Below are 26,462 nucleotides of genomic sequence, written 5' to 3' on the forward strand. Positions count from 1 at the left end.
TGCTGGTGCAGGGGGCGCAAACAGAACCGAGAAATCCCCGAGGGGACCATCAAACAAGAAAAGGATTGGAATGCCATGCTGATCGATGTCCACGCTCATTTGTTGACCGAAGGAATGTTCAACCGCCACGAATTCTGGGGGCCATTCATGAAGGTCCAGGGGCTTACGGTCGGGCATTTCGCGCTCGGCACCAAGCAGCCCGCCAAAGCATCCTCGGATGAAGAAGCTCAGGCCAACCTTCTTGCGCGAATGAGCCATGAAAGCCGACGCAAGCTGATGGCGGAGCGGGGCGTCGACAAACTTGTCATGTCCACCCCGTCCCATTGCTTCATGTACTGGGCCGGCGATTTCGCAAACGAATATGCACGTGTCTGCAACGACGAGCTGTCTGCGTTCTGCCGCAAGGATCCAGACCATTTCGATTTCTGGTGCCACGCGAACCTGGCGGACCCGGAAGCGGCGGCGAAGGAAATTGATCGCGCCGTGCGACAGCTGGGCGCGCGGGGCGTCTGCGTAGGCGGGGCCAATTTCAATGGGCTGCAAGCGCATGACGAGCAGTTGTTCCCCGTCTGGGAGAAGCTATCGCAGCTTGATGTGCCGATCATGGTCCACGGCTTCAACCAGTCGATTTACTGGGGCGAAAAGCATACCGATGACAAGTTCGAAACGACTTCGATCGTTGGCGATTGTGTCGATGAGACATTGTTCTTCTGGTATCTGATCTGCGGCGGCGCGCTGGACGTATTTCCTAACCTGAAGACCTACATCACCCACGCTGGCGGCATGGCGGTTTTCCAGCTCGGCCGCCTGAGTGAACTCAATCGCGCCATGGCGCCGGACAGCCGAAACAAACGGCCGTTGATGGAGTACATGCCCAACTTCTATTTCGATCTGGATGTGCATGCGCCAGGCCTGCGGCGTGGCGTAGCAGAAGTGGTCGGCGCGGATCGCCTGCTATACGGCACCAATTTTGGTGGCGCCTATGATCATGGCGATCTGACTCATGGCCTGGGTTTGTCCGAGCATGAACGTGAGCGCATCCGCAGCGGCAATGCCATCGAGCTGCTCAAACTGGACGTTTCCGTGCCGGTAGTCTGAGGCGGCGGTGGGCCAGCGATGCGTCGCTGGCTCATCTGCCCCAGGGCAATGCCGAACAGGATCAGGCCGCCGCCAACCGCATGGTAAAGATGCAGCGTCTCGCCGAGCAGCATGATTGCCAGCATGGCCGTGAACAGCGGTACCAGATTCATCAGCGCGGCGGTTTTTTCCGCTCCCAGCGAGGCGAGTCCACGCATCCATAACCCTGGCGCCATGGCGGAGGCGAAAAGGCCGGCGAAGAGCACCAGTGGCAGGTTGTCGGCGGTCAAGGCCACCGAGGGCGTCAGTAGATAAGCCGGTACCAGTACCAAGGTGCCGCAGAGTATTTGCACATACAGCGATACCCAGGTGGGCAATGGAATCTGCCAGCGTTTGACCAGAACGCAATAGAGCGCATAGGACAAAGACGCCATCAGCATCATGAACTCGCCTTTGCCTATGCCCTGGCGAAGGAGCGTGCCCAGGTCGCCAGTGCTGATCAACCAGGCCAGTCCGAGAAAGGATATGAGCGCGCCTGCAAGCGTCCCCGCCGTGGGCCTGGCGCGTAGCAGCGGGATGGCCAGAAGAACCGTCAGCATGGGCATGGTTGCCAGAATTAGCCCCATAGACGTAGCGGTGATGCTGTAAGCAGCGAAATAGGCCAGCGACTGGTACAGCGACATGCCCAGGCAACCTAGAGCGAACAGTTTTGCAAGATGTGTTTGAATTGTTCGCCGAATGCTCCAGACCGTTGTAAACACGAAGGGTGTTATCACAACGGCTGCAACGAGCCAACGGTAGAAGGAAATGGCTGCAGGGTCGATCAGGCCTACAGCCATTCGATTCACCACGGTGCTGGCAGCCCATATCAGTGTGGCCAGCACGGGAAACAGCAGATTCATCAAACCGGGCATAAAAAGTCCAGTAACCGGCGGTGCCAGCGACGCCGGCAGATGCTCTGCCGACGTGCCTGACAGCCAGTGTAGTGGCTGGTCCCTCTGTCAATTAGCGGTGTTTCGCGCCTTGATGGCCGCGGCGAAGTCGCGCTTGAGGGTAGGGAAGTAGGCAATCTGTCCACCCATGCCGCCGGCGATATCGATCGATGCGGCACTGATGAAGCTCGCATATTCACTGGATAGGAACAACACCATACCGGATACGTCCTCGGGTTTACCGTAACGGCCAACCGGCACCACTTTCATGACCATCTCGTCAAACTCTTCACGGCTTACGCCGGGGCCCATTTCTTTGTAATGACGGTCCCATTGCCCGGTATCGATCCAACCCATGTTCAGGCTGTTCACAAGAATATTTTCTTTCGCCAGCGACATCCCCAGCGACTTGGACAGCGCGACACAGGACGCGCGGTTGATCACCGATGGGATGCCGTCGGGCGTGGGAATAGTCCCGGCCAGCGCGTTGATCTCGACGATTCGCCCCCAATTCTGCTTACGCATATGGGGTACCACGGCCTGAACGAAACGGAAATGCCCCATCTGTAAGACATTGGCGTGTTCGAGAATCGATTCAGGGGTGAGGGTATCGATATTTCCGCTACGGCCTTGACCGGCGTTGTTCACCAGTACATCCACGCCACCCCAGGTCTCGGCCACTTCATCGACGAAGCGGCGCACGCCGTCCGTGTCGGTTACGTCGACCGCGCGTGCGATCACGCCAGCGGCTTTCTCGGCAAGTTCCTGGCCAGCTGCTTCAACGGCTTCCAAAGATCTCGCACAGATCGCGACGCGCGCACCTTCAGCAGCAAATGCACGTGCGATGGCCAATCCGATGCCTCTGGAGGCGCCGGTAACGATGACGCGTTTGTCGCTCAAATCGAAGTTCATTTGGATACTTGTCTCTGCATGGCCGTCTGGCGGATGACCAAAACGGCGTTTCGAACGATGAAAAAACACCTGTCATGAAGAAAAATGAACGAATTCATGATAAATGTCTATATTTATGGTCGCAGCCCGTTTGCGGATCGGGGTTTGGTAGGCGGGCTTCGACGGAATTCTGGATAAAGAATCAAAATCTCCATGTGGAATTTTAAGGAGATATCCGCTAGGGTTGGCCTAAGCATCGGGAGCTAATCGGCCCATGCTATTCATGCGCACAGCGATCGCAACGGTTTCGCCAGGCGTAGCAAGGCTTCTCAGGTTGAATACGTTTCGGTGTAAGCCACTGAAAATAAAAATAAAAGGATCACAACAATGAAAGAATGCCGCCGTTTTAGAACTCAGCCAACGCAGCTCACCCGCATTGCTATCGCGGTCGCTATGCTTGCCGGCGCCGGGACAGCCAGTGCGGTTCAAGTCGATCTGGGGAACCCGGATTACCGGCTGCGCTGGGACAACACGGTGCGATACAACCTGGGAATAAGGATGGAAGACCAGGACAATCGCATCATGAATACCCCTACCACTGACGAATCGGATGGAAAATTCGATAAGGGCGACATCGTCACCAATCGTCTCGATTTACTGACCGAGATCGACTTCGCCTATAAGTATCTGCTGGGTGCCCGCCTTAGCGCCGCGGGCTGGTATGACCATGCCTACCGTGACGACGACGTGGATAGCAACATCCCTGGCTATTCGACCAGCTACTATGGCAATAAATACAGCTCAGAGGTCGATCGCTACGCTCACGGTCCTTCTGGCGAAATTCTCGATGCCTTTATCTGGACCAACCTGGACATCGGCCCGGTACCCGTGAACATCAAGGTGGGCCGCCATACCAATTACTGGGGCGAAGGCTTGCTGTTCGGTGCACACTCAATCTCTTATTCCCAGGCTCCGACTGACGCGGTGAAAGCGGTGACCAGCCCGGGCATCGAAACCAAGGAAGTGTTCTTGCCGTTGGGGCAGGTGTCGGTAAAGGCTCAGGTGACCGATAACCTTTCGATCATGGCCCAGCAATTCTTCGAGTGGGACAATACGCGGTTTCCGTACGGCGGCACCTATTTTGGCCCGGCGGATCCTTTCTTCGAAGGCCCGGATCGGTTTCCGTTGGCCCCCGGTTTCAATCTAGACCATGCCAATACCAAGCGCGGCCGCGATACCGCAAACTGGGGTGTGATGGGTCGGCTCAATGTTGAGCAGATAGAAGCCACCGTTGGCGCTTACTATCGCGAGTTCGATGACTATCAGCCTTGGCTAGCGCCAGAGATCGACTTGGCGGGCGGCACTTATCGGCTTGTACATCCAGAGGGCGTCAAGCTGGCTGGCTTGAGTTTTTCCCGCGTATTCAATTCCGTTTCCGTAGGTATGGATCTTTCTTACCGCAAGGGCGGTGCCTTGAACGCAACGGGTGTAAGCCTTGTTGACGACGAGGGTCCTCGCGGCGACACCATTCACTTCGTTGCAAACGCAGTCTACGGTGTGCCACGGAACTTCATTGCCAATAACGCGACCTTGGTTGGTGAATTTGCGTACAGCCACTTGGACAAGGTGACCAAGCATGAAGAACTCTACAAGGGCGACGGTTATGCGGCGTGTCGTGATGCGCGCAGTTCAGCCCTTCCAGGAGGCAAGGAAGACGGTTGCTCGACCGACGACTACTACGCTGTAGCTGTGAACTATACCCCTCAATACCTTTCGATCTTCCCGTCTTGGGACCTGGAGGTTCCGTTTACCGTCAACTACGGGATTAGCGGAAACGCGGCAAGCGCGGGCGGCGGTAGCGAAGGAGCCCTAGCTTGGTCCGTAGGTGCAAAAATGACTTACATCCAGCGCCACGAATTCAGCCTGCGTTACGCAGACACTTCTGCCCAGGAAAAGAATCTGCTCAACGGCGGGGTAGGCGGCAACGGTGCTGTGGGTACCACCGATCGCGGTTGGCTTGCGTTTACCTATAAAACTTCCTTCTAAAACTTATAAAAGGGGAATTCAATGAAACTCCAAGTCGCTCTTGGTCTGATGCTCAGCGGTATTTCTTCCATATCGATGGCTGCGGTTTCTGCCGAGGAAGCTGCAAAACTGGGCGATACGCTCACTCGCGTTGGTGCCATTGCAGCAGGTAACGAAGCCGGCACCATCCCTGCCTACGACGGTGGTCTGCGTACTGCACCGCCGGGCTTCAAGCCCAACAGCGGAGTGTGGGTCGATCCGTTCGCTAACGAAAAGCCGCTGTTTCGTATCACCGCGCAAAACATGCATGAATACGCAGACAAGCTAAGTGACGGTCAGAAAGAAGTCCTTAAGCGCAACCCTGACTATTACATGGACATTTATCCGACACATCGAACAGCTGCGTACCCGGAAGAGGTTCTGCAGGCCACGGTGCGTAATGCCACCACTTGTGAAACCAAGAAAGATGGCTTGGCCGTGGAATCGGAGTGCCGAGGCGGAATTCCGTTCCCGATTCCACAGACTGGCAACGAAGTGATGTGGAATCAGTTGCTTCGCTATAATGACGGTAAATTTGGAACCACGACGTCCTCTTCCAATACCTGGGTTGTGGACAGTAACGGTGGGGTAACCAAAACTGCCACACAATCTACTTTTGTGGAGCGTCCTTATTACCAGGCCGACGTTGAAGGCCGCGATCCTGAGATGGCGTACCGGGTTTATTCGGTGACCAAGGCGCCGGCCCGGAAAGCCGGCGAGCTGACCGGCCTCAACGACTACCTCGACCCAACCGTTAAGCCCCGTCGAGCTTGGAGTTATACCCCAGGGCAGCGCCGCGTAAAGTTGGCTCCCGAATTTGCCTACGACACCCCGGTAGCGAGCATGGGTGGTCTCGAATTGTTTGATGAACTGTTCATGTTTTCGGGTGTGCAAGATCGCTTCGACTTCAAACTGGTGGGGAAAAAGGAGATGTATATTCCTTATAATTCCTACAAGTTCTATTTCAACTGTGAAGATCAACTTCTGGACTCGCATCCTAATCCTGCCTGCGAGCGTTGGGAATTGCATCGAGTATGGGAGGTTGAAGCAACTTTGAAGCCAGGTATGCGCCACGTTTATAGTAAGCGTACCTATTACCTCGACGAAGATACTTATGGGGCGGGTCTGTACGATGCATGGGATCAGAGTGGTCAGCTCTATCGCGCCATGATGCTTGGTGGAGTGCAGTTCTACGACCACGACATTCCTTACATTGTCAAGCACTCGATCTATGACTTCAACAAAGGGATGTATGGCGTGATCAACGATGCTATGGATGGGGGTTATCGCGTTCTGACCGAACCACGTTCCGAGCGTTCGTTGAATCCGGAGGCAATCGTAACGAGGGAAACCCAGCGCTGACCCAGCTTCAGGTCTGCACGTGCGCTTTCTTGGTGCGGACCTGTCGATCCTAGTTCCATTCTAGGTCTGCAAGCGATGTAGGTCATGGCGACAAGCATCGCGTGCATACTGACTTATGCTGGTTGAGGATAAAAATAATGATATTCCCGGTGCCGCTTGCTGTGCCTAACGCTTCTTCAGCGACCATTGCCCGCTTGTCCATAAAATGGTTCAGCGTGATGCTGTTGGTCCTGCTGTTGCCTTTTGCAGTGGACGCGTCTGTTGCGGCGGAGGGGCTCGACCCCTTGCGCGAGCCATCGAAGCCGATCAGCGCTCCAGCACCGCTCCTGGGTATGGACCGAGCGGGTGATGTGCTTGTCGGCGTCGGGTTGCATGGCATGATCAAGCGCTCTACTGATGGTGGGACAACCTGGCAGCAGGTGCAAAGCCCTGTTTCTACGGACTTGGTCCAAGTGCGCTTTCGCGACCCCATGAACGGGTGGATCGTAGGGCATGACTCGGTACTGCTGCACACAGCCGATGGTGGCTTGACCTGGTCGGTACAGCTCGATGGCCGTACGGTGCTCGCGCGTCTCAAGGGCGTCTACGGCGAGCGCGCAGAGCGTGGCGACGAGGGTGCAGCCGACATGCTTCAGGAAGTTGAGTTCGCCATGAACACGTCGGCTACGCCCGACGTGCTGGCTGCACCGTTTCTCGACGTCATGTTCAACGACGACAAGGTCGGCTACGTCATTGGCGCGTTCGGGATGATCCTGAGAAGCACAGATGACGGGGCGACCTGGGACCCTTGGATCGAGCAAACCGACAATACTCGCCGTATGCATCTGTACGGCCTGGATGAACGCGACGGCGTTTTCTATATCGCGGGAGAGCAGGGCTTGCTCATGCGCCTGAATCCCCAGACTCAACAGTTCACATCGATCGAAACGCCCTATAACGGTACTTACTTCGGTGTGCGTGCGCTTCCCAACCTGCTTCTAGCCTATGGCCTGCGTGGCAGCCTATATGCGAGTAGGGACGATGGGCAGCAATGGCAGCAGATTGACACCGGCCTCAACGCCAGTCTGGTAAGCGCAGTGGATGCGGGGCAGCAGCTGATCATGGTCAGCCAGAGCGGCGCAATGACCGCGCTAGACAAGCAAAGCTTGAGCGTTACACCCCTGCAGGCCGCACGTGTAGGTGAAGTGTTCGCAGCCAGTGATACACGGCGAGATGGCGAGATGGTCGTGACTTTTTTCTCGGGTGCAAAGCTCGTCGAGATAGCCAAGGCGAACTAATAACGCGGCAGGTTGAGTGAGAATAAGAAAATGGTAGATCAAAAGTACAATAGTGGAATGCCCGTAATTCCGGATGTTCGCGATTTCGATAAATCGTCCGGCGGGTTTTTCGAGCGGGTTATTTTCAATAATCGCGTACTTGTACTCGTGGTCTGCCTGCTGGCCACTGTTGTACTGGGTTACTTCGCCGCTCGAATAGATGTAAACGCAAGCTTTGAAAGAATGATTCCGAGCAGTAGTCCCTACATCAAGAACTACTTAGCCTACAAGGATCAGCTTCCGGGGTTAGGCAACAGCATCCGTATCGTTGTTGAAAACAAACAGGGCGATATCTACGATCCGGAATACCTAAAGGTCCTGCAGGAAGTAAACGATACGCTGTACCTCATTCCGGGCGTCGACCGTTCCTGGATGAAATCCTTGTGGATGCCGATTGTTCGTTGGAAGGAAGTCACCGAGGATGGAATCAGTGGCGGCGCGGTAATGCCGTCTGATTACGATGGCAGCGATGAGTCCATCATGAAACTGCGTCGGAACATCTCCCGTGCAGGAATCGTTGGCAACCTCGTCGCTAATGATGGTCAGTCGAGCATGATCGTTGCGCCGTTGCTCGATCTGCATCCTCAAACTGGCGAGCCGCTTGATTACGGTGAGTTCTCTGACCAATTGGAAGAGAAAATCCGCACCTTTGAAAGCGACAAGATTTCGATTCATATCGTCGGCTTCAGCAAGCTGGTGGGGGACCTGATCGATGGCCTGTATAGCGTCATGCTGTTCTTCGGCATATCCGTTCTGATCGCTGGGATTTTCGTTTATCTCTACATGCGCTGTTTGCGCAGTACATTGCTGTTGATCGGTGTCGCAGTGGCCGGTGTGGTGTGGCTACTCGGTCTCATGCAGCTGCTTAGTTATGACCTGGATCCCTATTCGATCCTCGTTCCCTTCTTGATATTCGCGATTGGCCTGTCCCACGGCACACAAAAGATGAATGGCATTCTGCAGGACATCGGCCGAGGAACGCATAAATACGTCGCGGCACGTTATACCTTCCGCCGGCTATTCCTTACCGGCCTTACCGCGCTTCTGACGAACATCGTCGGCTTTGCGGTCTTGGCAATCATCGACATTCCGGTTATTCGCGATCTGGCGATAACCACCAGTATTGGCGTTGCCGTACTCATCTTCACCAAGCTGCTGCTGATCCCTGTCGCGCTGTCATACATCGGCGTCAGCAAAAAAGCTGCACTGATTGCACTTGAGAAGGACCAGGCTGGCGCCGAGAACCGCAACTGGCTGGGCCACATCTGGCACGGGCTGGATCGCTTTACTGAGCGGCGCTGGGCAATCGCGGTGATTTCCATATCGGTTGTCGTCACCATCGTCTGCAGCATCGTCATGCTCGATCTCAAGGTCGGTGACCTGGATCCGGGCGCGCCGGAGCTGCGCGCAGACTCGCGATACAACCAGGACAATGCTTACATCACCAACCACTACGGTCTTTCCAGCGATCAATTCGTCGTGATCATGAAAACCGATCCCGACAGTTGCCGGTTGTACCAGACGCTGCAAACCATGGACCGGCTGGCATGGCAACTGCGCCAAACTCCGGGCGTGCAGACCACCAGTTCGCTTGCCGAGTCGACTCGTTTCGTTACTGCAGGGATGGCCGAAGGCAGCGGTAAGTGGCTGACCATCAGCCGCGACCAGGCCATCACCAACGCATCGGTTGACGCCGCGATGATTTCTTCGCCCGGCATCACCAACCAGCAGTGCTCGGTAACCCCACTGATCGCCTATCTGACTGATCACAAGGCCGACACGCTGCGGCGGGTGATGGGAGTAGTCGAAGCTTTTGCAGCCGAGTACAACACCGCGGCCGATTCAGAGCGTCCGGTCGAGTTTCTCTTGGCCGCAGGCAACGCGGGTATCGAAGCGGCGACCAATATCGAAGTCGAGAAAGGCATCATCACCATGTACCTAGCGGTATATGGCGCAACCGCTTTGCTCTGTCTGCTGACCTTCCGCAGCATTCGCGCCACCATCGTCGCGCTCATTCCGCTGGTAATGACCACCATCATCTGCAAGGCGTTGATGGTCTGGCTCGGTATCGGCCTGAAAGTCGCAACCCTGCCGGTCATCGCGGTTGGCGTGGGAGTAGGTGTGGATTACGCGCTCTATTTGCTCAGCGTGCAGATTGCCGTGCAGGAACGGGGTGGCTCGCTTGCGGTTGCATATCGCCGGTCGCTGGACTTTACCGGGCGCGTGGTCGCGCTGGTCGGGTTGACGATGGCGGCAGGCGTGATCACCTGGGCTTGGTCGCCAATCAAGTTCCAGGCGGACATGGGCATTCTGCTGACCTTCATGTTCCTGTGGAACATGCTGGGTGCATTGGTGCTGGTCCCTGCCTTGTCGCATTTCATGCTGAACCCAAAGACCCCGGCTGCCTCGCCGGAGTCACCGGCCATGCTTGATACCCCGGTCGAACAGGCTACTCAGAAAAAAAAACTAACTGACGCGGCTGCCGCTCATTGATCGGACGCGCCCGGTTGGCGCTTCCACTGACTGTAAAGCCAAGCCCAGAGCTATGGCGCGCTATTGAAGGGAGAGGGTTATGTTCGAGTTGTTGATGAGTGCCGACATGATGGTTCCGGATCCGGACGGGATGACGGAAAAGCTGGTGGATAAGCTCGGCATCTTTAAGCATGAGCGCTGGCGCCAGGCGTTCGATAACCATCCGTACATCGCACATTTTTTGCGCGTGCACAAGTCACTAGCAGTGTCGCCCACCCGTATCGAGCCGCAGTGGCATCTGGATCGGCCAAATCCAGGCGATCCGCTGTTTCACGATTTTCTAGAAAGCCTCAAGGACTATCAGGGCCACCATCGACCCATGATCACTCACTCGATCGTGCTCGCGCTGCATGGCGACAAGTTCGATGCCCTGGTCAGTAAATTGATGCGCCGTCGCCTGCCATTCCGCATGGCCCAGCGCACACCGGAAATGCCGTTCGATCGCCTGTGGTTGGGCGCAACGCCGGAGAAGCCGTATTACGAGCCATCCGTCGACGGCGGCCTGTGCATCGAAATCATGCCCACCGAACCATTGCAGATGCCGCCGGAAACCTATGCAACGCCGCCGGCGCAGCCGCGTGAGCAGAAGCCGGGCGACATGGTGCGTGTTACGGCGCGAGGTTTTTTGGTGCGCGATCTCGATGAAACGCTGCGCAAGCTTTCTACCAACCTCGACTGGGAGCCGTCCTGCCCGGTTGAGAACATTGCAAGTGAAGGCTACCGCCGAGCGCGCATGGGCTTTACCGTCGCCAATAGCGCCACGCTGGACGTGCTCGAGGCAACGTACTGGAATACCGACGCCGGTCATTATGTAAACAACTGGGGGCCGGGCCCGTATTACATCCGCATCGGCGTCAATGATCTGGCCGCCAAAGCTGAAGATTTGCGCGCTCGCGGTACGGCCTTCGAGTGGGTCGAGTCGTCCGAAGCCGTAGGTGGCAAGCCGCTGATCAAGATCGATCCGAAAGAATTGGATGGCCAGGTGTTCGAGTTCGAGGAGTGCTCCGTATGAGCGCCGAGGTCAATCAGCAGGCACCGCTGGTTATCAACGAGTCAGTCCGGGTAGAGCGCGGCGTCTCGGTCGGCTGGGTCGTATTGACCCGCCCGGGCCAGATCAACGCGATCAACGACAGCATCCGTCAGGGTGTTCCTCAGGCGCTCCAATTGCTCGACAACGACCCGCAGGTGCGGGTCATTGTCATCCGCGGGGAAGGCGAGCGTGGATTTTGCGCTGGCGCCGACATCAAGGAGCGTCGCGGTGAAGAAACCTCTCTGCAGGTGCGCCAGCGGATGGAGCGTTCGCGCTGGATCGAGTCGCTCGACGGAATAGCCAAGCCGGTCATCGCTGCAATCCAGGGTTACTGCATGGGTGGTGGGCTGGAATTTGCGTTGGCTTGCGATATTCGATTCGCGGCCCCCAATGCGATTTTTGCGCTTCCGGAAACCGGTCTGGGCCTGATTCCTGGCGGTGGCGGTACTCAGCGGCTTTCGCGGGTCGTGGCGCCGGGGCGCGCCCTCGATATGCTGCTGACGGGTGACCGTATGAATGCTGATCAGGCGTTCCAGATCGGGCTGGTCAGCCGCCTGGCTACCGACAACGCGACTCTGGTCGAGGAGGTCAGGGTTTTTGCCGAGCGCATCGCCAGTAAGCCGCCAGCGGCGTCGGCCTTCGTCAAGCAGGCCGCTCGAGCTGCGCTGGAGCTGGACCTGAAAAGCGGACTCAATCTCGAACTCGACCTGTTTGCCCTTCTAGCGCCGACAAAGGATGTGCGCGAAGCAGCGCAAGCTTTTAGTGAGCGACGCGAGCCGCGCTTCACGGGCGAGTAGGATTGGCATGGCTAACAACAAAATAAGGAACACCAGATGAGCATGGGCAAGCTGGCAGGGCGGGTTGCGATCGTCACCGGTGGTGGCAACGGGCTGGGCGCCGAGTGCGCTCGGGTGCTGGCCGAGCACGGCGCCTCTGTCGCCGTAGTAGATGTCGACGGCGACGCCGCCAACCGTGTGGCGGAGCCGATATTGGCGCAAGGCATGCCAGCTCAAGGCTTTCGCGCCGATGTCTCTTCCGAGGAAGACGTCAAGGCGGTGATCGCCCAGGTAACGGAGAAATTTGGTCGGATCGACGTGCTGCACAACAATGCGGCCGTGCTCAACGCCGACCAGCGCCAGCGGGACCGTGATCTGGCCAACCTGGATATGGAAGCATTCGACCGCGCCATAGCGGTCAATTTGCGGGGCGCCGTACTCTGCACCAAATACGTCATTCCGGTGATGTTGGAGCAGGGCAAAGGCTCGATCATTTTCGCCACTTCCGGGTTGGGGATGCAGGGCGACATGTCGCTGACTGGATATGCGACCTCCAAAGCGGCGCTGATGATGCTTCCGCGCCTGGTCGCTTCTCAATACGGTAAGCAAGGCATCCGTGGCAACGCAGTGCAGATCGGCCTCGCACCGCAGCACGAGATGCCCGCGCCACTGCTGGAAATCATGCGCGACAACCATTGCACGGCCGAACTGGGAACGCCAAGGCAGATTGCCGATGTGGTCGCGTTCCTGGCCTCTGATGAGTCCTCGTTCGTGACCGGTACAACGCTCGTCGCAGACGGTGGATTCAGCAGCCACACGCCTTCTCTCGTAGCCATGCGGGCCCTGTTTGAAAAGATGGGTCGAACAGGCATGTAAGGACTGATCGCCCGGCCCGCGTAACAAAGCCGGGCGCACCGTCGAACTTCACTTGAGACTTCGTCTGAGAGCGGCCTTTGTTCCGGGAATGTGCTGCATATACGGCAGGTTACGCGCACTGCCGCTTGCGTAGGCGCGAGCTTGCTCGAAAGCGGGGCTAGACGCGCCATTGGTTTCTATTTCTCGCCTGTTTGCGAGCAGCTCGTTCTATTAAATATATTGCACGTCGCTGCTCCACGACTCTTTTACCGTTGGTAAAACGGATGCCGCGTTGCCCGGTGACGTTTGTTGTTAGGGTGCTGCTCAGCGCCAAGATGTGGGCAACAGACAAACCTTTACCGTCTTGCTTGAATGCGATTTCTCTGGCTCTGCCGGGCGGTCAATCGCGTTCGCGTTGCCCTGTGTTGTGGCTCTAAACCGAACTCTTGCAAGCGGATTGCAGCGGCTTTTGCGTTGGGCAAATGTTGTTGGAGTCCGATAGGACCAACAAAGAATGAATAATAAAAATACAGATTTCGACGTCATCATCGTCGGCGGCGGCACGAACGGCTTGTCAGCGGGCTGCTATCTGGGGCTGGAAGGCAAGAAGGTACTGGTGCTTGAAGCCCTGGACAAAGTCGGCGGAATGGCTTCGTCGGGATACTTGATCCCCGAGGCGCCCCAGCATCTTGTCCATCCCTGTGCACTGGACATGATGTCGATGCGGGTTCACGCCCATGTTCCGAAGGAACTTGATCTCGAGCGGCACGGGTTTAGGTCGATAGAGCTGGCGCCGGGTTATGTCTACCTGCATCCGGACGGTACGTCGCTGATCTTCTGGCGAGACCGCAACAAAACTGCAGCGGAAATCAGACGCTACAGCGAAGCTGACGCAGCGGCGTTTCTCAAGTTCATGGACGTGATCGACATGTTTTTGGACATCGCGTTGCCGATGATGCGCGCAGACCCGGCCGAACTGAATCTGGGGGCCAAGTTCAAGGTCATCGGCTCTGCGCTGAAGAACCGCAAGCTCAAACCAGAGCTGATGGCACTGATGACCGGCTCGGCTCATCAAGCAGCTCGTGAACGCTTTGAGCATCCCGTGACGATATCGGCGATGTGCGCGTTGACCGGACTCGCGGGCGATATTAGTGCAGATGGCGGCGGTATCTATTACGCGTTGCTGGGCTTCCTTCATCGCTTTGGCGTCGGACGAGTACTGGGCGGCATGCAGCAGCTGAGCAACGCCATGCAGTCACGGCTCGAAGAGCTCGGTGGGCAAGTACTAATCAGCGCGTCGGTTGCCGAGATCGTCTCTGTTAGTGGGCAGATAAAGGGCGTGCGTTTGACGGACGGACGCGAATTCACCGCGCACGCAGTGATTGCCGGCTGTCATCCCAAGGTGGCGCTGGAAATGGTCAGTACCGGTGAGATCCCGTCCTACCTTTTGACACGTATCGCAATGGCCCCGGCCAACGCCAAAGGCTCGGGTCCGTTGAAAGTGGACGTCGCCTTGAGCGGGCAAATATCGGTGCCCAGGTTTGAAGCGGCCAGAGGCGACGGTGTCGACCTGCGCAACACCTGCCTGCTGATCGGCACCGAGGAGGCGGTACTGGAGAACTTCGCAGCGTGCATACGGGGTGAGGTACCGAAACTTCCCTACATCACCATGGCGGCTCCCAGCGCGGCGGATCCGTCCCAGGCACCCGCTGGCCAGGACGTTCTATATATCTATCCGCCAGTGATGCCGGTCGACCCCGTGGAAGGATGGGAAGCGATCAGAGAGCGTGTGGCCGATCAGGTCATCGATCAGACTTCGGAATATGTAGAAGGGATCAAGGGCCACATCATCGGCCGTCGAATCGAAGCTGCCCCTGATTTCACTGCGCGTTTGAATACGGTGAATGGCTGCGTTGTACATATCGATACCACCACGATGCGCTCCAGCACCATGCGCCCAGCCCATGGACTGGGCGGTAATACGTTGCCGGTAGCAGGACTTTACCTTGGCAGTGCCGGCGTCCACCCTGGTGGCGGTGTAAACGGCATGGCCGGGCGGCTCGCTGCCAAACGAGTCGCCAAATACCTGGCCAAGGTAAGCAAATAGCGGGAGCTATCTCATCGAAATTCGCGCGTTTTACTGCGCATGCCGGTTTCTCTGGATCGCTATGCGGGCGCCTGATCTAGTCAGGCGCAACCGAGATACCTGCCAGGATGAAATCCGCAGAATGTTGCCGCCAGATCGCCCTGCCGTCGGGTGAGGCGGTATCCAAGCCAGTCAGGGTCGACATCGAATAACGGTTGGTAAACCAGCCGGTGGTGACCAGCGCCGCTGTGGCAAGAAGCAATCTTGGATTGATTTCTTTCTTGAACTCTCCCGTGGCAGCGCCGCGTTGGAGGATGGCATCGAGTTTGGCAATCAACCCCGGAGCCATCTCTAGGAATCGGTTGCGCGGTGTTTCGTGGGCATCGTGGTAACGGATGCCCTCCAGCGCCAGCGCGCCGAGAAGCGGGTCGTAGCAGTACTGGTCGAAGAATCGGTTAAGCATCGCTCGCAGCGCGGCGGGCGGCGTCAGCTGCTCGATCTCCAGCGCTACTAGCTCGGACATGATGCTTTCAGACGATTCATCGAGCACCGCGACGAACAGATTCTCCTTGGAGCCGTAGTAGTGATAGACCAGCTGCTTAGTGACGCCCGCTTCCTTCGCGATGGTTTCCACCCTCGCACTGCCAAGCCCTTTGCTGCCGAACTCGTTGCGCGCGGCAGCTAACAATTTGTTCATCGTGTTGCGCTTGCCTGACTCGGCCGGCTCCGAACTCTTCACGTTCTTATTCTCCTTATCGTGACGCTGCCAGAGGATGGACGTTTGTTTGACCATGGGTCAAACGAATCGAAGGACGTATTGCCAAGAAGGCGCCTACCATCGATTCCAGTATTCATCCAATGGTTTGGCTTGATGCTGAGCTGGGTGAGCAACTAGCCGCCTCGCTTCCGAATTGGACAGTTTTGGTGCGGTGAAAAATAAAAACAAGAGACGCGTTATGCAATCCAAACCTCGACCGACCGGTATTGACTGGAGTCTTGGAAAGTTCCGTCAGAATTGTTGCAGGGAGCCAAATCGGTATGGCTCTCACGCTTGCCCAGCTCGGCGATCTGCGCCTCGCCCCACGCAACCCCTGGCCTGTGATTCGCGATGCTCAGCCTGTTTGGCGTCTCTTCCATCCTGGTTTTCAGCGGCTGACAACTTCGCCTATGCGAACTGCAGCCAAAATAAAAAAAGAGGAACTTATGAGAACCTTCAAGACCATTCCGGAACGCGGCGACTTCGGCTTTCAGCAGTTGGTGGGTCCACACATGGTGACTGGTGCCGCGATGGCCAGTACCCGGGGATTTTTCGGCCTACACCTGAGCAAGAGCTCGCCGTTCGGATCTGTCCGTGACGAAGAGGGCAATATCTATTCCTTCGTCCGATCGCTGATGGCGCCAAACGGTACGCCGAACCCAACCAAGTTCTTCTACTTGAACAACCATGTGGACGGTAAGAACCTGCGCATGGATTTCGATAAGATGGCGCTGCAGGCCCTTACACCCATGCCAGTCCAGACCTTGGAAGGCGACACCGTGCGTTGGACGAACCAACCCGCAGAGCAAGGCAGTCACTGGGAAATCACCGCCAATAGTGAACGATTAACCTGGAAGGAAGACGGGCTGTTTCAGCTCGAAGGTCGTTTGCTTACCGGGCTACAGTGGTATCTGCCGGGGGTGGAGTGGGGCACGTTCTACGTTTCGCAGCTGTGGGATGTGGCTGGCGTGGTCGAAGGCCGGCCTGTAAAAGGCGCCATTGCACTCGATCAGTTTTACATGGCTGAAGGGGGCGCCATTCACTACAAAAAAGATCTGGTAGTGAACAACAACAAGCACGTCCTCTGGTGGTCCTTTGTCACGGTTTACAAGGACGGCAGCTGGGATGCTGGCTCATTCATGGTGGGCCACGACCACCTCGGTTACGCGATTTTCAACAATGAAAAAGGTGAGGTGCGCGTCACCACCGATATTGAAGGCCAGACCGAACACAAGCACGGCAGCTATTTCCTCAAGTCTGCGAAGATCGTCATCGAGGGCAGGGAAGAATGGGAGTTTCTGCCGGACGAGAAAGGCGAAATGATCGACTTCGTTGGCGGTTTTCCGGTTACCGCGCAGCAGGAAGGGCGCTGGCGTCGGGTGGGCGATAGCCGCGAGCCGTCGCACTGGCTTGGCTGGGGCGAGTCGGACCGACGCAACGGCTCGGCGCGTAACGTACCTGGCGCGGATCTCTGATAGCGAACCGGGTATCCGCGGCGCTGAAGCGTCGCGGATTGCGCGAGAACAACAATAATGAGGAACGACGATGAAATTTCGCGACAAAGTGGTGCTGATCACCGGCGCCGGCCGCGGCATGGGGCGCGCCATTGCCCTGGAATACGCCAAGCAGGGCGCCAAAGTCGTGGTGTCGGCCCGGACCGCGAGATATGGCGAAGAAACCGTCGAACAGATCAATGCCTTGGGCGGCAGTGCCTGCCTGGTGGGTGGCGACATTGCGGATCGGTCGGCGATCAAATCGATGGTCGAGGGCGGCGTGGAGGCATTCGGCGCGCTGGATATCGTGGTGCACTGCGCGGCTGACGCCCCTCATGGACTCATCGCCGATATGACTGACGACAGCATTGACCGCCTCGTGCGCAGCAATGTTCAGTCCCTGTTCTGGCTGGCGAAGGATGCGGCACCGTATCTTTCCAAGGCGAAGGATAAAGGCCGCCTCATTTTCATTTCTTCCGGCGAAGCCAACCGCAAGTACACGCCAATGTTGATCGGCTACGGTTCGAGCAAGGCTTTCATGAACGCCTTCGCGCGCGGCCTGGCTGTGGAGTTCGGCCCGTTGAACATCTTGGTCAACGTGGTCGAGCCCGGCCTGATCGGCACCGATCGTATGACCGAAGCGCTGGGCGAAGACTTGCCCCACAAACTGGCTGAACACTTTCCGGTGGCACGCCTCGGGCAGTCTCTGGATATCGCAAATGCCGTGCTTTTTCTGACATCCAACGAGGCTTCCTATATCACCGGCACGTCACTATTGGTCGACGGTGGCGCAACCATGGTCTCACTGCCGATCGATGAAATACTCAAAGGGCACTAACAGGTTGGTGAACAACGTAGCGCAGTAATTTTCAACAATCTGCTAACCCATGCCGCGCATTCGGTGTTCGCTGAGTGCGCCAGGAGTCTCGTCATGACAGCCGAATCCCGTTCGCAGAGCTCGACAACCGATACCAATGAATTCAAGCAGGGCTGGCGCATCGTGCTGCTCGGTCTGGTAGGTATCTGCACCAGTATCACCGCCGCATTGCTCTATGGTTTTGGCACCATGGTCATTCCGCTAGAGCAGGCCTTTGGCTGGAGCCGGGGTGATCTGCAGGCATCCATTACATTCCTGTTTGCCGGGGTCGCCATTTCCACTCAACTGGTTGGCCCGCTGTATCGGCGCTTCGGGCTTCGGCGGGTTGCGATCTTTTCAATCGTGCTGCAAATCATTGGCTATTTCGCGATCACACAAATCAAGGGTTCGATCGGCTGGTTGTACCTGGCTTTTTTCCTCATGCCGATCGTGTGCGCGGGGACTATCGCGATCACCTGGACTCAGCTGGTCAATCTGTGGTTCGAGCGCAACCGCGGGTTGGCGCTGGCCGTCATTCTTTGCGGAACTGGATTGATGGCAATGGTCCTGCCACCGTTGCTGGCGCGGCTCATCGCGGAGTACGGCTGGCAGGCAGGTTTCTTCGCGCTGGGTGCGATGCCGCTGCTGGCGACTTTGCCGCTGTCGCTGTTGTGGTTGCGCTTGCCCTCCGAGACCGTCCCCCGAAATCAGACCGCAGAGAAGAAAAGCGCCGAGCTGTCCGGTATGTCATACAAGCAGGCCCTGCGTTCCGGAACCTATTGGGGCTTCAATATTGCGCTGATTTTGTCGGTGTCGCTTACCGTCGGCATGGTCACCAATATCGTGCCGATGTTGCAAAGCACCGGTTTGAGCGCGCAGACGGCCGCACAGGTATTCGGCACCTTTGGCATCGCGATCATCGTGGGGCGGCTGCTAGTCGGCTATCTGCTGGACCGCTATTCCCCATCGTTTGTGGCGGCGATCAGCTTGGCGTTGCCGGCGGTTGGCTGCGCCATCTTTCTGTTTTCCGACGGCCAGAATGTACCGCTGTTGGTACTGGCCACGTTGACCATCGGGGCGAGCGCCGGAGCTGAATTCGACCTTGCGGCGTTCCTGATGGCGCGCTACTTCGGGCTCAAGGATTACGCCCGCATATTTGGCCTGCACTTGGGCTTGATCACGATAGTCTCAGGCATGGTGCCGATGCTGTTTGGTTACCTTTTCGAGCTGTATGGCGGTTACTCCGCCGTGTTGACGAGTTGCCTGGTCTTCGCGATCGTTGGTCCTTCTATTTTGCTCTGGCTGAGGATGGAGCCGGCATACCGCGCTTGCCAACAACACCAACATGCCTGAGCGAGCAAATGGAGTGTTTCATCTGGAACTGTCAGGCTACTGACAATTTATGCCGTTTCATCAGAACGAGGACATCACATGAGTGACGAAGCAAAACAAGCCATCGAACACTTTCTGCACGGCCAGGTGGAGTGTTGGAACAATGGCGACAAGGAAGGTTTTTTCGAACATTACCGCAGTGTGACTCGTAGCGGTCTGAGCATCGAATTCGTCGGACGACCGCTGCCGACAGATTCCTGGGAAATCCTCGAAGGCATGTGGGCGCAGCAACAGCCGCGCTGCCGCATCGAAGTCAGGGAAACCATCATCAACGGTGAAGAAGCCGCGTGTTACCACTACAACGCGATGCGTGACGGCAGCGGTGGTATCGAAACCATTGAGCTGTACCGGTTTGAAGGCGGCAGGCTGTGGGTGCGCTATTTCATCAAGAATTGATAAACGGGTGTTTCCGAATGCAGAAAGGGTGCGATACATCGCACCCTTTCTGCATCTTTTCCACGGCCCGGTGCAGGTGTTTTCGGATCAAGCGGTGAAGGTCGGTACGCTAGCTTCAGCCTTCAGCCTTCAGCCTTCAGCCTTCAGCCTTCAGCCTTCAGCCTTTTTGCGCGAGATCCAAAAGCCTTTTGCCAGTAGCAGTGGCAGGCAAAGGATGACGCGCAACCCGAGCAGCCGGGCGGCCTGCCAGCAGTCTTCCGGGTTGACCAGGATGGTGGTGGTCATGGCACCCATGACCTTGCCCTTGATTACCAGTCGCTCACCGTCCCGCGTGATGGATTTGACGTCCACCATCTCCACGCCTTCCTTGCTGAACATCTTCATGCTGCGCTCGCTCCTGCCAGGGGTGCTCAGGCACCGATCAGTTCGTCGAAGTCCAGGCCGGATTCCTCCAGCAGCACGCGCGCCACGTTGCGCCCGGAGGCGGCGGTAACGCCACCGCCCGGATGGGTGCTGGCGCCAGCCAGGTACAGGCCGTCCACCGGCGACTTGTACTGGGCGTAGCCGGGAGCCGGGCGGTTGCCGGCGATCTGCCAGGAGTAGGAGCCGAAGTGCAGGATGTCGGCGCCCATCATGGCGTTGTTGTGGCGCTCGATGTCCAGCGGGGTCATCCACGAAAAACCGAGAATGTTGTCGTCGTCCATGTTGGTGGTGAGTTTGCGCAGGTCATCGAGGAAAGCGTGCGCCACTTCTTCGCCGATCTCGTCCCAGCGCTGGGCGCCGCCCTTGAGATGGTAGGGGCAGAAGGCGTACATGTTGAGCACGCGCTTGCCTTCTGGGGCGCGGGTCTTGTCGTAGGTGTCCTGAGTCACGTAGGCGATGAAGTCGCGACGCGGGATGCCGTATTCCAGGTCGCGAAAGGCGCGGGCGAACTCTTCGGGATCGGAGTGCGAGCGCTCCACCCAGAAGAAGTCGTCCACCGCCGGGCCGACCTTGTAGCGCGGTGCCTCGCGCAGGGCGACGTGCATGTTGAACGGCTGGAAGCTGCTGTGCTTGAGGGTGCGGATGCGCTGCTCGAAGCCTTCGGGCAGTTCGCAGCCGGGGACCATGGCGGGGAACACCTGCTTGGCGTGCAGGGTGGAGATCACGCCTTGGCGGGCGAGGATTTGCTCGTCGCTGTCGAGGATCACGCCGGTCACCTTGCCGCCTTCGATCTTGAACTGTTTGATCGGCGCCTCGGTACGCACCTCGCCGCCATGGTGTTCCAGGCAGGCGCGCAGGGCGTCGGCGAACGCGCCGGAACCGCCGACCGGGATGCCCACGCCGTAGCGGTGCATGAGCGGCAGGATGATGTAGAAGCCGAAGCCGGTACCGTTGTCGAAGGGGTTCATCATCGCCTCGGAAGCGTAGCGGGCCAGGGCGATCTTGACCTTGTCGTTCTCAAACCATTCGCTGATGTAGTCCCAGGCGCTCATCGCCTGGGTGCGCATCAGTTCCTGGCCGACCTGGCTCTGCTCCATCATCAGCGCCTGGTGCGAGGCGCTTGGCGGCGTGTTGAACATGCCCATGACCAGCATGTCGAGGTTCTGGAACACCTGGTGGTTGAAGCGGCGGTAGGCGTCGGCGTCACGTTCGGAGAACTTAGCGATGGCCTGGCAGGTGCGCTCCAGGTCGGTGTAGAACTCCAGGGTGGTACCGTCGTCGTAGAAGATCGCGGTCATCTTGTCGGGATTGATGTACTTCAGGCCGAACTTCGCTTTCAGTTCCAGTTCGTCGTTGCGCAGCAGCGGGTTGGCCTGCAGCAGGGTGTGAGCGACCGAGCAGACGTCGTGCTTGAAGCCGGGAATGGTCAGTTCGCGGGTCATGACCCCGCCGCCCACCTTGTCGTTCTTCTCCACCACGCACACGCTGCGCCCGGCCTTGGCCAGGTAGCAGGCGGCGACCAGGCCATTGTGGCCGCCACCGGCGATGACGATGTCGTAAGTCTTGCTCATCTTCTTGTCCTTTTTTGTCGATGTTGGGTGTGTAAGTCACGCGCTCAGTCGTCGGGGTATTGCTCCACGGGCATGACGCTCGGCCCGAGAATCGGCCCGACCCGCTCGTGGCCCCATACGCTCAACTGCTCGGGGTTCAGCTCAAAGCCGTCGTGGTGCCAGGGCTTCAGTTCGTGAATGCATTCCACGGCGAAACCGGACGGGCTGAAGTGGTAGAAGGAAACGTGCGGATCCTGGCTGTGCTGGCCGAGGGTCATCTGCATCGGCAGCTCGCGTTTGCGCACGATGTCGTAGGTTTCGCCGAGGTCGCGCAGGCTTCTGACAAACAGCCCGATGTGTTGCACGCCTTTCATGCCGGGAGCGTGGCCGAAGGCGATGTCATGGCTGGTCTTGTCGTTGAGCTTGGCGCGGAAGAAGCCGGTGCGGCCCTTGCCGGCACCGGCGCCGTACCAGTGAAAACCCATCAGGTCGATGAAGAAGGCTTCCAGTTCCGGGCCGTAATCCGGAGTCATCAGGACGATGTGGCCTACGCCGCGCTCGTCGGCGACGAAGCCGCCGTGCGGACGGCCGGGGACGAACGAGCGGGGTGTCCATTGCTGCGCGTAGAACAGTTCATGGCGATAGCCCGCCGGACAGCGGAAGCGCACCAGCTCGCGCACGCCGCGTGTCTCGCAGAGGGCGGAGTTACCCACATCTAGGGCCAAGCCGGCGTCGCGGAAGCGCGCCACCGCCGCGTCGAACGCTTGTCGCCCGCGCGCTTCCCAGCCGATGTAGGCGATGCGGTCGACGGGGCCGGGGTGGAAGGCAATGCGGTGGCGGCGGTCGTCGCTGCGCAGGTACAGGGAGTTGGGGTCGCCCGCCGGGGCGTTGCCCAGCCCCAGGCCAAGTACCTGCGGTGCGTACTCGTGCCAGGCGTCCAGGTTCGGGCTTTCGAAGCCCAGGTAGCCAATGCCGATGATGTCCATGCTGGCCTCGTGTCGTTGTCTTGAACCGTCCCCTCCCAGCCTGCCCGGGAGGGCGCCTTGGCCTTTCCTACAGCGCGGTTTGGGCGTCCGCGTGGGCGAACATCGCGTTGATGTCGCCGGAGGTTACCGGCTTGCCTTTTTCGCGCTTGGGCGCAGCCCCACCCATGCCCAGTGCGGGCTCGATATTGACGTGCGTGGCCTGGGCGCGCAGTGCGCCGACCGTGCAGTTTTCCCGTCCGAGCAGGGGGAACGGGTCGTATGAGAATTCACGCATGGCGTTGAGGTGGGTGACCTTGTCGATGGTCGCCTCGGGGAGCTTGCGCAGGCTTTCCCAAGCCACTTCCGGCGAATTCGGCCAGGTGCAGTCGGAGTGCGGGTAGTCGCATTCCCAAGTGACCATGTCCTCGCCCACGTCCGGCAAGTTGCGCAGGCCGAAATCGTCCTCGATGAAGCAGGTGATGATGTGCTTGCGGAAGATGTCGCTGGGCTTCTTGCCGCCGAAGTCGGCGTTGGTCCAGGCGTGGTGGTGGCGGTGGGTGAAGTCGGCGCGTTCCAGTAGATAGGGAATCCAGCCGATACCGCCTTCGGACAGGGCCATGCGCAGGTCGGGAAACTTGTTCCACATCGGTGCCCAGATCCAGTCGGCCGCCGAGTTGGCGATAGATATCGGCATGGAGGTGATCCAGGCGTCGATCGGCGACAGCTCGGAGGCGTGCTCGGCCTTGATGCCGGTGCCGATGTGGCAGCAGATCACCACTTTGTTGTCGGCGCAGGCCTTCCACAGTGGGTCCCAGTAATCGCTGTGGATCGAAGGAAAACCGTGCAGCGCCGGGTTATCAGACAACGATAGCGCATGCACGCCGAGTTTCGCCAGGCGGGTGACCTCGGCGGCGGCGGCCTGCATGTCCCACCAGGGCACCAGCATCAGCGGGATGAAGCGTCCCGGCGCGACGTTGCACCAGTCATGCAGGTGCCAGTCGTTGTAGGCCTGGATCGCCGCCAGGGATACGGCGCGGTCCGGGTGGTTCTGGAACCGCTGGCCGGCGAAGCCAGGAAAGGTCGGAAAGCAGATCGAGCCGAGGATGCCGTTAGCGCTCATGTCATCGACCCGGGCCTTGATGTCCCAGGTGCCACGGCGCATGTGCTCGTAGCCCAGTGGTTCCATGCCGTACTCCTCTTTGGGCCGGCCCACCACCGAGTTGAGGCCCATGTAGCCGGTGGCCTGGCCTTCGAATACCCAGACGTCGCGGCCGCCGTGCTGCTCGACTCGCGGCTGGCGGCCCTTGAAGCGCTCCGGCATGTGGCGGTCGAAAGCCCCAGCCGGTTCGATGGCGTGGTCGTCCACGCTGACGAGGATCATGTCTTCGAGTTTCATTCTTGTCGTTCTCCGTGGTTGGCCACCGTGGCTGCGGCCTTAACCCCTGTCGGGTCGATCAAAGAAAAATGCCAAGGTTCGGGGTGCCTATCACTGCCTGATCGAGCAGGATTTCGCGCCGCGCCAGTTTCAGTTGTCCATTCTCGCGCCGCAGGATGTCATGGCGTTCGCAGGGGATCAGGTCGAATTCGTCGAAGTCGAAACGGCTGCGAGTCACCAGCAGGTAGCTCAGCACTTTGTATTCGTCGGGTCGTTCGGTTCCGAACACGCGAATATTGCTGACCAGACGCCGGGTGCGCGAAGGCGGGTCCTCGCCCCAAGCGCTGCGGGTATCAGTGATTCGCATGATCCGCACCATCAGCGAGGCATGACTTTCGTGCAGGTGCTGGACGTTGCGCACCACCGTCTGCTGTTGCTGCCGGTTGGGGCGGGTGAGGCGCAGCGGAGCGTTGTATTCGATATCGCTGGCCAATATTTCGCCCCACTGTTTCAGCTGTAGGGTGTCTAGCAATTCCGCTTCGTCGTGGAGAAAGTCGACGATTTCGCTATGGACCGGGCTGCCGCTGGCAATGCGTTTGCTTCGGTCGGTCAGCGGCAGAGGGGTGGGGGCGAGTAGGGTCTGTAAGTCGTTCATGGGGGCTCCGTGAGACTGTGCGTGCCGTCGGCCGCACTGCGCAGCCGGGCATGGTGTAGATGGATGGTGTTCAGGCCGTCATCAGCGCGTGCCAGTATTTCCACCACTGCCACTGGGTATCGTCCTTGGTGAAGCCCTCACCGACATAACCGGGGCCAGGCCAGTCGGCAGGCTTGGCGTCGTTTTCGTACAAGGCCTGATACTTCAGGGTGATGTCCTCGCTCATCGCCCCCTTAGCGGCTAGGGTCATATGTGGCCAAGTATCGGAGTCGTCCTGCTCGACCATGCCGGACGTGCCGAGCAGCTGGATCGACTGGCGGAGCATCCGCGCTTTGATTTCCGGTGGGGTGTCCTTCTCAGCGAGGATCCAGTTGACGAATTCCAACTTGTCCGGACCCTTGGGGATGTAGGCATGCAAGGCCATGGCGCCGAGGACAGTGCCATCCGGCTGCGGCAGGTAGATGAACTCGAACAGGCCGTTGGGAAAAAAATTACCTACCTGCGGCGGGCGCCAGCTCATGACGTGCAATTGCTCCGGACTGAAGCGCTTGAGCAGCTCGGGCACCATTTCCCGCGTAATGCCCGGCGGCGGTAGCAGGGTGAGCTTTTCCTCTGCGCTCATGCTCGACGGGTCGCGTCCGGTGAGGCGCTGAATCTTGCGGTCCAGTTCGATGCAACGCATGGTGTGACCGTGCTCGGTCCAGACTTCTACACCGTACATTTCCGGGCTGAGGTCGCCGCCCTTGCCTTCGGCATCCGGTTTCTTCGCATAGGGGCCGACCTCGCCAAGCCAGCGGTGCAGCGTCAGGGTGTGGAAACCGTCCGAGGCGGATTGCTCGCAGGCGGTCTTCCAGTTGGCGCGAATGATGAAGCGCTGCGGTGGGCCGAGCACTTCCATGCCGGCGGTAGTGCGGCACCAGAGGGTATCGAAATACCATTTGGCATCGCCGAGGAAGTCCTCGAAGGACGGTCCGTCAATGTTCCAGGTGGCGAAGATCAAGCCACCGTAGATAGACACGCGGGCCTTGTGCAGGCCGAGTTCGGCCTTCGTGCGCATTTTGCCGTGCATGCACTCTTTCTCCATCGGCGCGGCGATGAAGTCACCGTTGGGCCGGAAGGTCCAGCCGTGGTAGATGCACACATGAGCAGCGGCGTTGCCGCCATCGACGGTAGCAATCTTCATGCCTCGGTGCGGACAGACGTTCAGGGAGACATGAATCTGCTCGTCACTCGAGCGGGCGACGATCACCGAGTCGGAGCCCATGTCGCGGACGATGAAGTCGCCCTTGTTCGGAATCTCGGTTTCGTGGCCGAGAAAGACCCAGGTCTTGGCGAAGATTTTTTTCATTTCCAGGGCATAAAGCTCGGGGTCGGACAGTGTCCGCATCTTCACTTCATGAGTTTCCAAGTCGATGAGGTCAGACACTGCAGTCCCGTCACTCAGGACCGGATTCGAGTTAGTAGCCATTGCGCTCTCCATCCATTGTTATTATCACGCTGCACAGAAAACGGATAAGTGTGCAACGTTTCGCCGAGTATCCACGTGATTCCCATTAGGCAATTGACATGGATCAACAGATGGGTGCGTCGTGATACGAGTCGCGTATCGCGGTTTTTCGCCAGCTTCATAACCATTCGCCAGGCATGCCGGTGCCAGCTGGCAAATGAGTGAAGACGTA

22 protein-coding genes are annotated in these 26,462 nt (G+C 58.3%); 13 read left to right on the top strand and 9 right to left on the bottom strand.

Annotation, left to right across the window (positions count from 1 at the left end; genetic code table 11):
- Positions 1-75 precede the first annotated feature (75 nt).
- Positions 76-1,098 (top strand): amidohydrolase family protein, encoded by a 1,023-nt coding sequence (locus tag KCX70_RS06785; RefSeq protein ID WP_212620291.1) that lies wholly within the window; start codon positions 76-78, stop codon positions 1,096-1,098.
- On the opposite strand, the gene KCX70_RS06790 is transcribed toward KCX70_RS06785, so the two are convergent.
- Together KCX70_RS06790 and KCX70_RS06795 are read right to left on the bottom strand one after the other, a co-directional pair.
- Positions 1,002-1,991: a DMT family transporter gene (locus KCX70_RS06790; RefSeq protein ID WP_249121706.1), complete on the bottom strand. Its 990-nt coding sequence runs from the start codon at positions 1,989-1,991 to the stop codon at positions 1,002-1,004. The genes KCX70_RS06785 and KCX70_RS06790 overlap by 97 nt on opposite strands.
- Positions 1,992-2,078: 87 nt before the next feature.
- Positions 2,079-2,921 carry an SDR family oxidoreductase gene (locus KCX70_RS06795; RefSeq protein ID WP_212619669.1) on the bottom strand — a complete coding sequence of 281 codons (843 nt, stop codon included), beginning with the start codon at positions 2,919-2,921 and terminating at the stop codon, positions 2,079-2,081.
- Positions 2,922-3,287: 366 nt separating this feature from the next.
- Here KCX70_RS06795 and KCX70_RS06800 point away from each other — a divergent pair, with 366 nt between their 5' ends.
- The 8 genes from KCX70_RS06800 to KCX70_RS06835 all read left to right on the top strand — a co-directional run bounded on the left by KCX70_RS06800 (position 3,288) and on the right by KCX70_RS06835 (position 14,942).
- A complete protein-coding gene (locus KCX70_RS06800; protein ID WP_212619670.1) occupies positions 3,288-4,946 on the top strand; it encodes a DUF1302 domain-containing protein in 1,659 nt (552 codons plus the stop codon).
- A 21-nt stretch (positions 4,947-4,967) separates the two neighbouring features.
- Positions 4,968-6,326 (top strand): DUF1329 domain-containing protein, encoded by a 1,359-nt coding sequence (locus KCX70_RS06805; RefSeq protein WP_212619671.1) that lies wholly within the window; start codon positions 4,968-4,970, stop codon positions 6,324-6,326.
- Positions 6,327-6,463: 137 nt separating this feature from the next.
- Positions 6,464-7,603 carry a WD40/YVTN/BNR-like repeat-containing protein gene (locus tag KCX70_RS06810; RefSeq protein WP_212619672.1) on the top strand — a complete coding sequence of 380 codons (1,140 nt, stop codon included), beginning with the start codon at positions 6,464-6,466 and terminating at the stop codon, positions 7,601-7,603.
- Between the two features lie 30 nt (positions 7,604-7,633).
- A complete protein-coding gene (locus tag KCX70_RS06815) occupies positions 7,634-10,135 on the top strand; it encodes an efflux RND transporter permease subunit (RefSeq protein ID WP_212619673.1) in 2,502 nt (833 codons plus the stop codon).
- A 79-nt stretch (positions 10,136-10,214) separates the two neighbouring features.
- Entirely contained in the window at positions 10,215-11,186 is a 972-nt protein-coding gene (locus tag KCX70_RS06820; protein ID WP_212619674.1) for a lactoylglutathione lyase, read from the top strand.
- Positions 11,183-12,001 (top strand): enoyl-CoA hydratase/isomerase family protein, encoded by an 819-nt coding sequence (locus KCX70_RS06825; protein WP_021207994.1) that lies wholly within the window; start codon positions 11,183-11,185, stop codon positions 11,999-12,001. Before KCX70_RS06820 ends, KCX70_RS06825 begins: the two co-directional genes overlap by 4 nt.
- A gap of 36 nt (positions 12,002-12,037) precedes the next feature.
- A complete protein-coding gene (locus KCX70_RS06830; protein ID WP_212619675.1) occupies positions 12,038-12,856 on the top strand; it encodes an SDR family NAD(P)-dependent oxidoreductase in 819 nt (272 codons plus the stop codon).
- Between the two features lie 493 nt (positions 12,857-13,349).
- Complete coding sequence (locus KCX70_RS06835; protein WP_212619676.1) at positions 13,350-14,942, top strand: phytoene desaturase family protein; 1,593 nt, start codon at positions 13,350-13,352, stop codon at positions 14,940-14,942.
- A 76-nt stretch (positions 14,943-15,018) separates the two neighbouring features.
- Here KCX70_RS06835 and KCX70_RS06840 read toward each other — a convergent pair whose 3' ends face one another.
- A complete protein-coding gene (locus tag KCX70_RS06840) occupies positions 15,019-15,660 on the bottom strand; it encodes a TetR/AcrR family transcriptional regulator (protein ID WP_249121707.1) in 642 nt (213 codons plus the stop codon).
- A 464-nt stretch (positions 15,661-16,124) separates the two neighbouring features.
- Here KCX70_RS06840 and KCX70_RS06845 point away from each other — a divergent pair, with 464 nt between their 5' ends.
- The 4 genes from KCX70_RS06845 to KCX70_RS06860 all read left to right on the top strand — a co-directional run bounded on the left by KCX70_RS06845 (position 16,125) and on the right by KCX70_RS06860 (position 19,815).
- Positions 16,125-17,153, top strand: a complete 1,029-nt coding sequence (locus KCX70_RS06845) for a hypothetical protein (protein ID WP_212620293.1) — start codon at positions 16,125-16,127, stop codon at positions 17,151-17,153.
- 70 nt (positions 17,154-17,223) lie between these two features.
- Positions 17,224-18,009, top strand: a complete 786-nt coding sequence (locus KCX70_RS06850) for an SDR family NAD(P)-dependent oxidoreductase (RefSeq protein WP_212619678.1) — start codon at positions 17,224-17,226, stop codon at positions 18,007-18,009.
- A 93-nt stretch (positions 18,010-18,102) separates the two neighbouring features.
- Positions 18,103-19,380, top strand: coding sequence for an MFS transporter (locus tag KCX70_RS06855; protein WP_126190585.1), 1,278 nt, complete (start codon positions 18,103-18,105; stop codon positions 19,378-19,380).
- 78 nt (positions 19,381-19,458) lie between these two features.
- On the top strand, positions 19,459-19,815 hold the full coding sequence (locus tag KCX70_RS06860) for a hypothetical protein (RefSeq protein ID WP_102832426.1): 357 nt from the start codon (positions 19,459-19,461) through the stop codon (positions 19,813-19,815).
- Positions 19,816-19,965: 150 nt separating this feature from the next.
- Here KCX70_RS06860 and KCX70_RS06865 read toward each other — a convergent pair whose 3' ends face one another.
- The 6 genes from KCX70_RS06865 to KCX70_RS06890 form a co-directional block, all read right to left on the bottom strand.
- Positions 19,966-20,199, bottom strand: a complete 234-nt coding sequence (locus tag KCX70_RS06865; RefSeq protein WP_126190584.1) for a hypothetical protein — start codon at positions 20,197-20,199, stop codon at positions 19,966-19,968.
- Positions 20,200-20,225: 26 nt separating this feature from the next.
- A complete protein-coding gene (locus KCX70_RS06870) occupies positions 20,226-21,809 on the bottom strand; it encodes a phytoene desaturase family protein (RefSeq protein ID WP_126190583.1) in 1,584 nt (527 codons plus the stop codon).
- A gap of 44 nt (positions 21,810-21,853) precedes the next feature.
- The gene (locus KCX70_RS06875; RefSeq protein WP_212619679.1) at positions 21,854-22,774 is read right to left on the bottom strand and encodes a VOC family protein; all 921 of its coding nucleotides are present in this window, start codon (positions 22,772-22,774) and stop codon (positions 21,854-21,856) included.
- 67 nt (positions 22,775-22,841) lie between these two features.
- A complete protein-coding gene (locus tag KCX70_RS06880) occupies positions 22,842-24,149 on the bottom strand; it encodes an amidohydrolase family protein (protein ID WP_021207982.1) in 1,308 nt (435 codons plus the stop codon).
- A gap of 58 nt (positions 24,150-24,207) precedes the next feature.
- The gene (locus KCX70_RS06885) at positions 24,208-24,783 is read right to left on the bottom strand and encodes a 3-phenylpropionate/cinnamic acid dioxygenase subunit beta (RefSeq protein WP_021207981.1); all 576 of its coding nucleotides are present in this window, start codon (positions 24,781-24,783) and stop codon (positions 24,208-24,210) included.
- Positions 24,784-24,853: 70 nt separating this feature from the next.
- The gene (locus tag KCX70_RS06890) at positions 24,854-26,251 is read right to left on the bottom strand and encodes an aromatic ring-hydroxylating dioxygenase subunit alpha (protein ID WP_212619680.1); all 1,398 of its coding nucleotides are present in this window, start codon (positions 26,249-26,251) and stop codon (positions 24,854-24,856) included.
- Between the last annotated feature and the right edge of the window lie 211 nt (positions 26,252-26,462).

This window comes from Stutzerimonas stutzeri (assembly GCF_018138085.1).
GTDB classification, from domain to species: Bacteria; Pseudomonadota; Gammaproteobacteria; order Pseudomonadales; family Pseudomonadaceae; genus Stutzerimonas; species Stutzerimonas stutzeri_AI.

Coding starts and splice junctions, on each gene's coding strand:
- KCX70_RS06795 (WP_212619669.1), bottom strand. CDS start 2,921: ATGAACTTCGATTTGAGCGACAAACGCGTCATCGTTACCGGCGCCTCC.
- KCX70_RS06855 (WP_126190585.1), top strand. CDS start 18,103: ATGACAGCCGAATCCCGTTCGCAGAGCTCGACAACCGATACCAATGAA.
- KCX70_RS06810 (WP_212619672.1), top strand. CDS start 6,464: ATGATATTCCCGGTGCCGCTTGCTGTGCCTAACGCTTCTTCAGCGACC.
- KCX70_RS06875 (WP_212619679.1), bottom strand. CDS start 22,774: ATGGACATCATCGGCATTGGCTACCTGGGCTTCGAAAGCCCGAACCTG.
- KCX70_RS06830 (WP_212619675.1), top strand. CDS start 12,038: ATGAGCATGGGCAAGCTGGCAGGGCGGGTTGCGATCGTCACCGGTGGT.
- KCX70_RS06880 (WP_021207982.1), bottom strand. CDS start 24,149: ATGAAACTCGAAGACATGATCCTCGTCAGCGTGGACGACCACGCCATC.
- KCX70_RS06790 (WP_249121706.1), bottom strand. CDS start 1,991: ATGCCCGGTTTGATGAATCTGCTGTTTCCCGTGCTGGCCACACTGATA.
- KCX70_RS06825 (WP_021207994.1), top strand. CDS start 11,183: ATGAGCGCCGAGGTCAATCAGCAGGCACCGCTGGTTATCAACGAGTCA.
- KCX70_RS06845 (WP_212620293.1), top strand. CDS start 16,125: ATGAGAACCTTCAAGACCATTCCGGAACGCGGCGACTTCGGCTTTCAG.
- KCX70_RS06865 (WP_126190584.1), bottom strand. CDS start 20,199: ATGAAGATGTTCAGCAAGGAAGGCGTGGAGATGGTGGACGTCAAATCC.
- KCX70_RS06800 (WP_212619670.1), top strand. CDS start 3,288: ATGAAAGAATGCCGCCGTTTTAGAACTCAGCCAACGCAGCTCACCCGC.
- KCX70_RS06820 (WP_212619674.1), top strand. CDS start 10,215: ATGTTCGAGTTGTTGATGAGTGCCGACATGATGGTTCCGGATCCGGAC.
- KCX70_RS06860 (WP_102832426.1), top strand. CDS start 19,459: ATGAGTGACGAAGCAAAACAAGCCATCGAACACTTTCTGCACGGCCAG.
- KCX70_RS06815 (WP_212619673.1), top strand. CDS start 7,634: ATGGTAGATCAAAAGTACAATAGTGGAATGCCCGTAATTCCGGATGTT.
- KCX70_RS06785 (WP_212620291.1), top strand. CDS start 76: ATGCTGATCGATGTCCACGCTCATTTGTTGACCGAAGGAATGTTCAAC.
- KCX70_RS06870 (WP_126190583.1), bottom strand. CDS start 21,809: ATGAGCAAGACTTACGACATCGTCATCGCCGGTGGCGGCCACAATGGC.
- KCX70_RS06805 (WP_212619671.1), top strand. CDS start 4,968: ATGAAACTCCAAGTCGCTCTTGGTCTGATGCTCAGCGGTATTTCTTCC.
- KCX70_RS06885 (WP_021207981.1), bottom strand. CDS start 24,783: ATGAACGACTTACAGACCCTACTCGCCCCCACCCCTCTGCCGCTGACC.
- KCX70_RS06835 (WP_212619676.1), top strand. CDS start 13,350: ATGAATAATAAAAATACAGATTTCGACGTCATCATCGTCGGCGGCGGC.
- KCX70_RS06890 (WP_212619680.1), bottom strand. CDS start 26,251: ATGGCTACTAACTCGAATCCGGTCCTGAGTGACGGGACTGCAGTGTCT.
- KCX70_RS06850 (WP_212619678.1), top strand. CDS start 17,224: ATGAAATTTCGCGACAAAGTGGTGCTGATCACCGGCGCCGGCCGCGGC.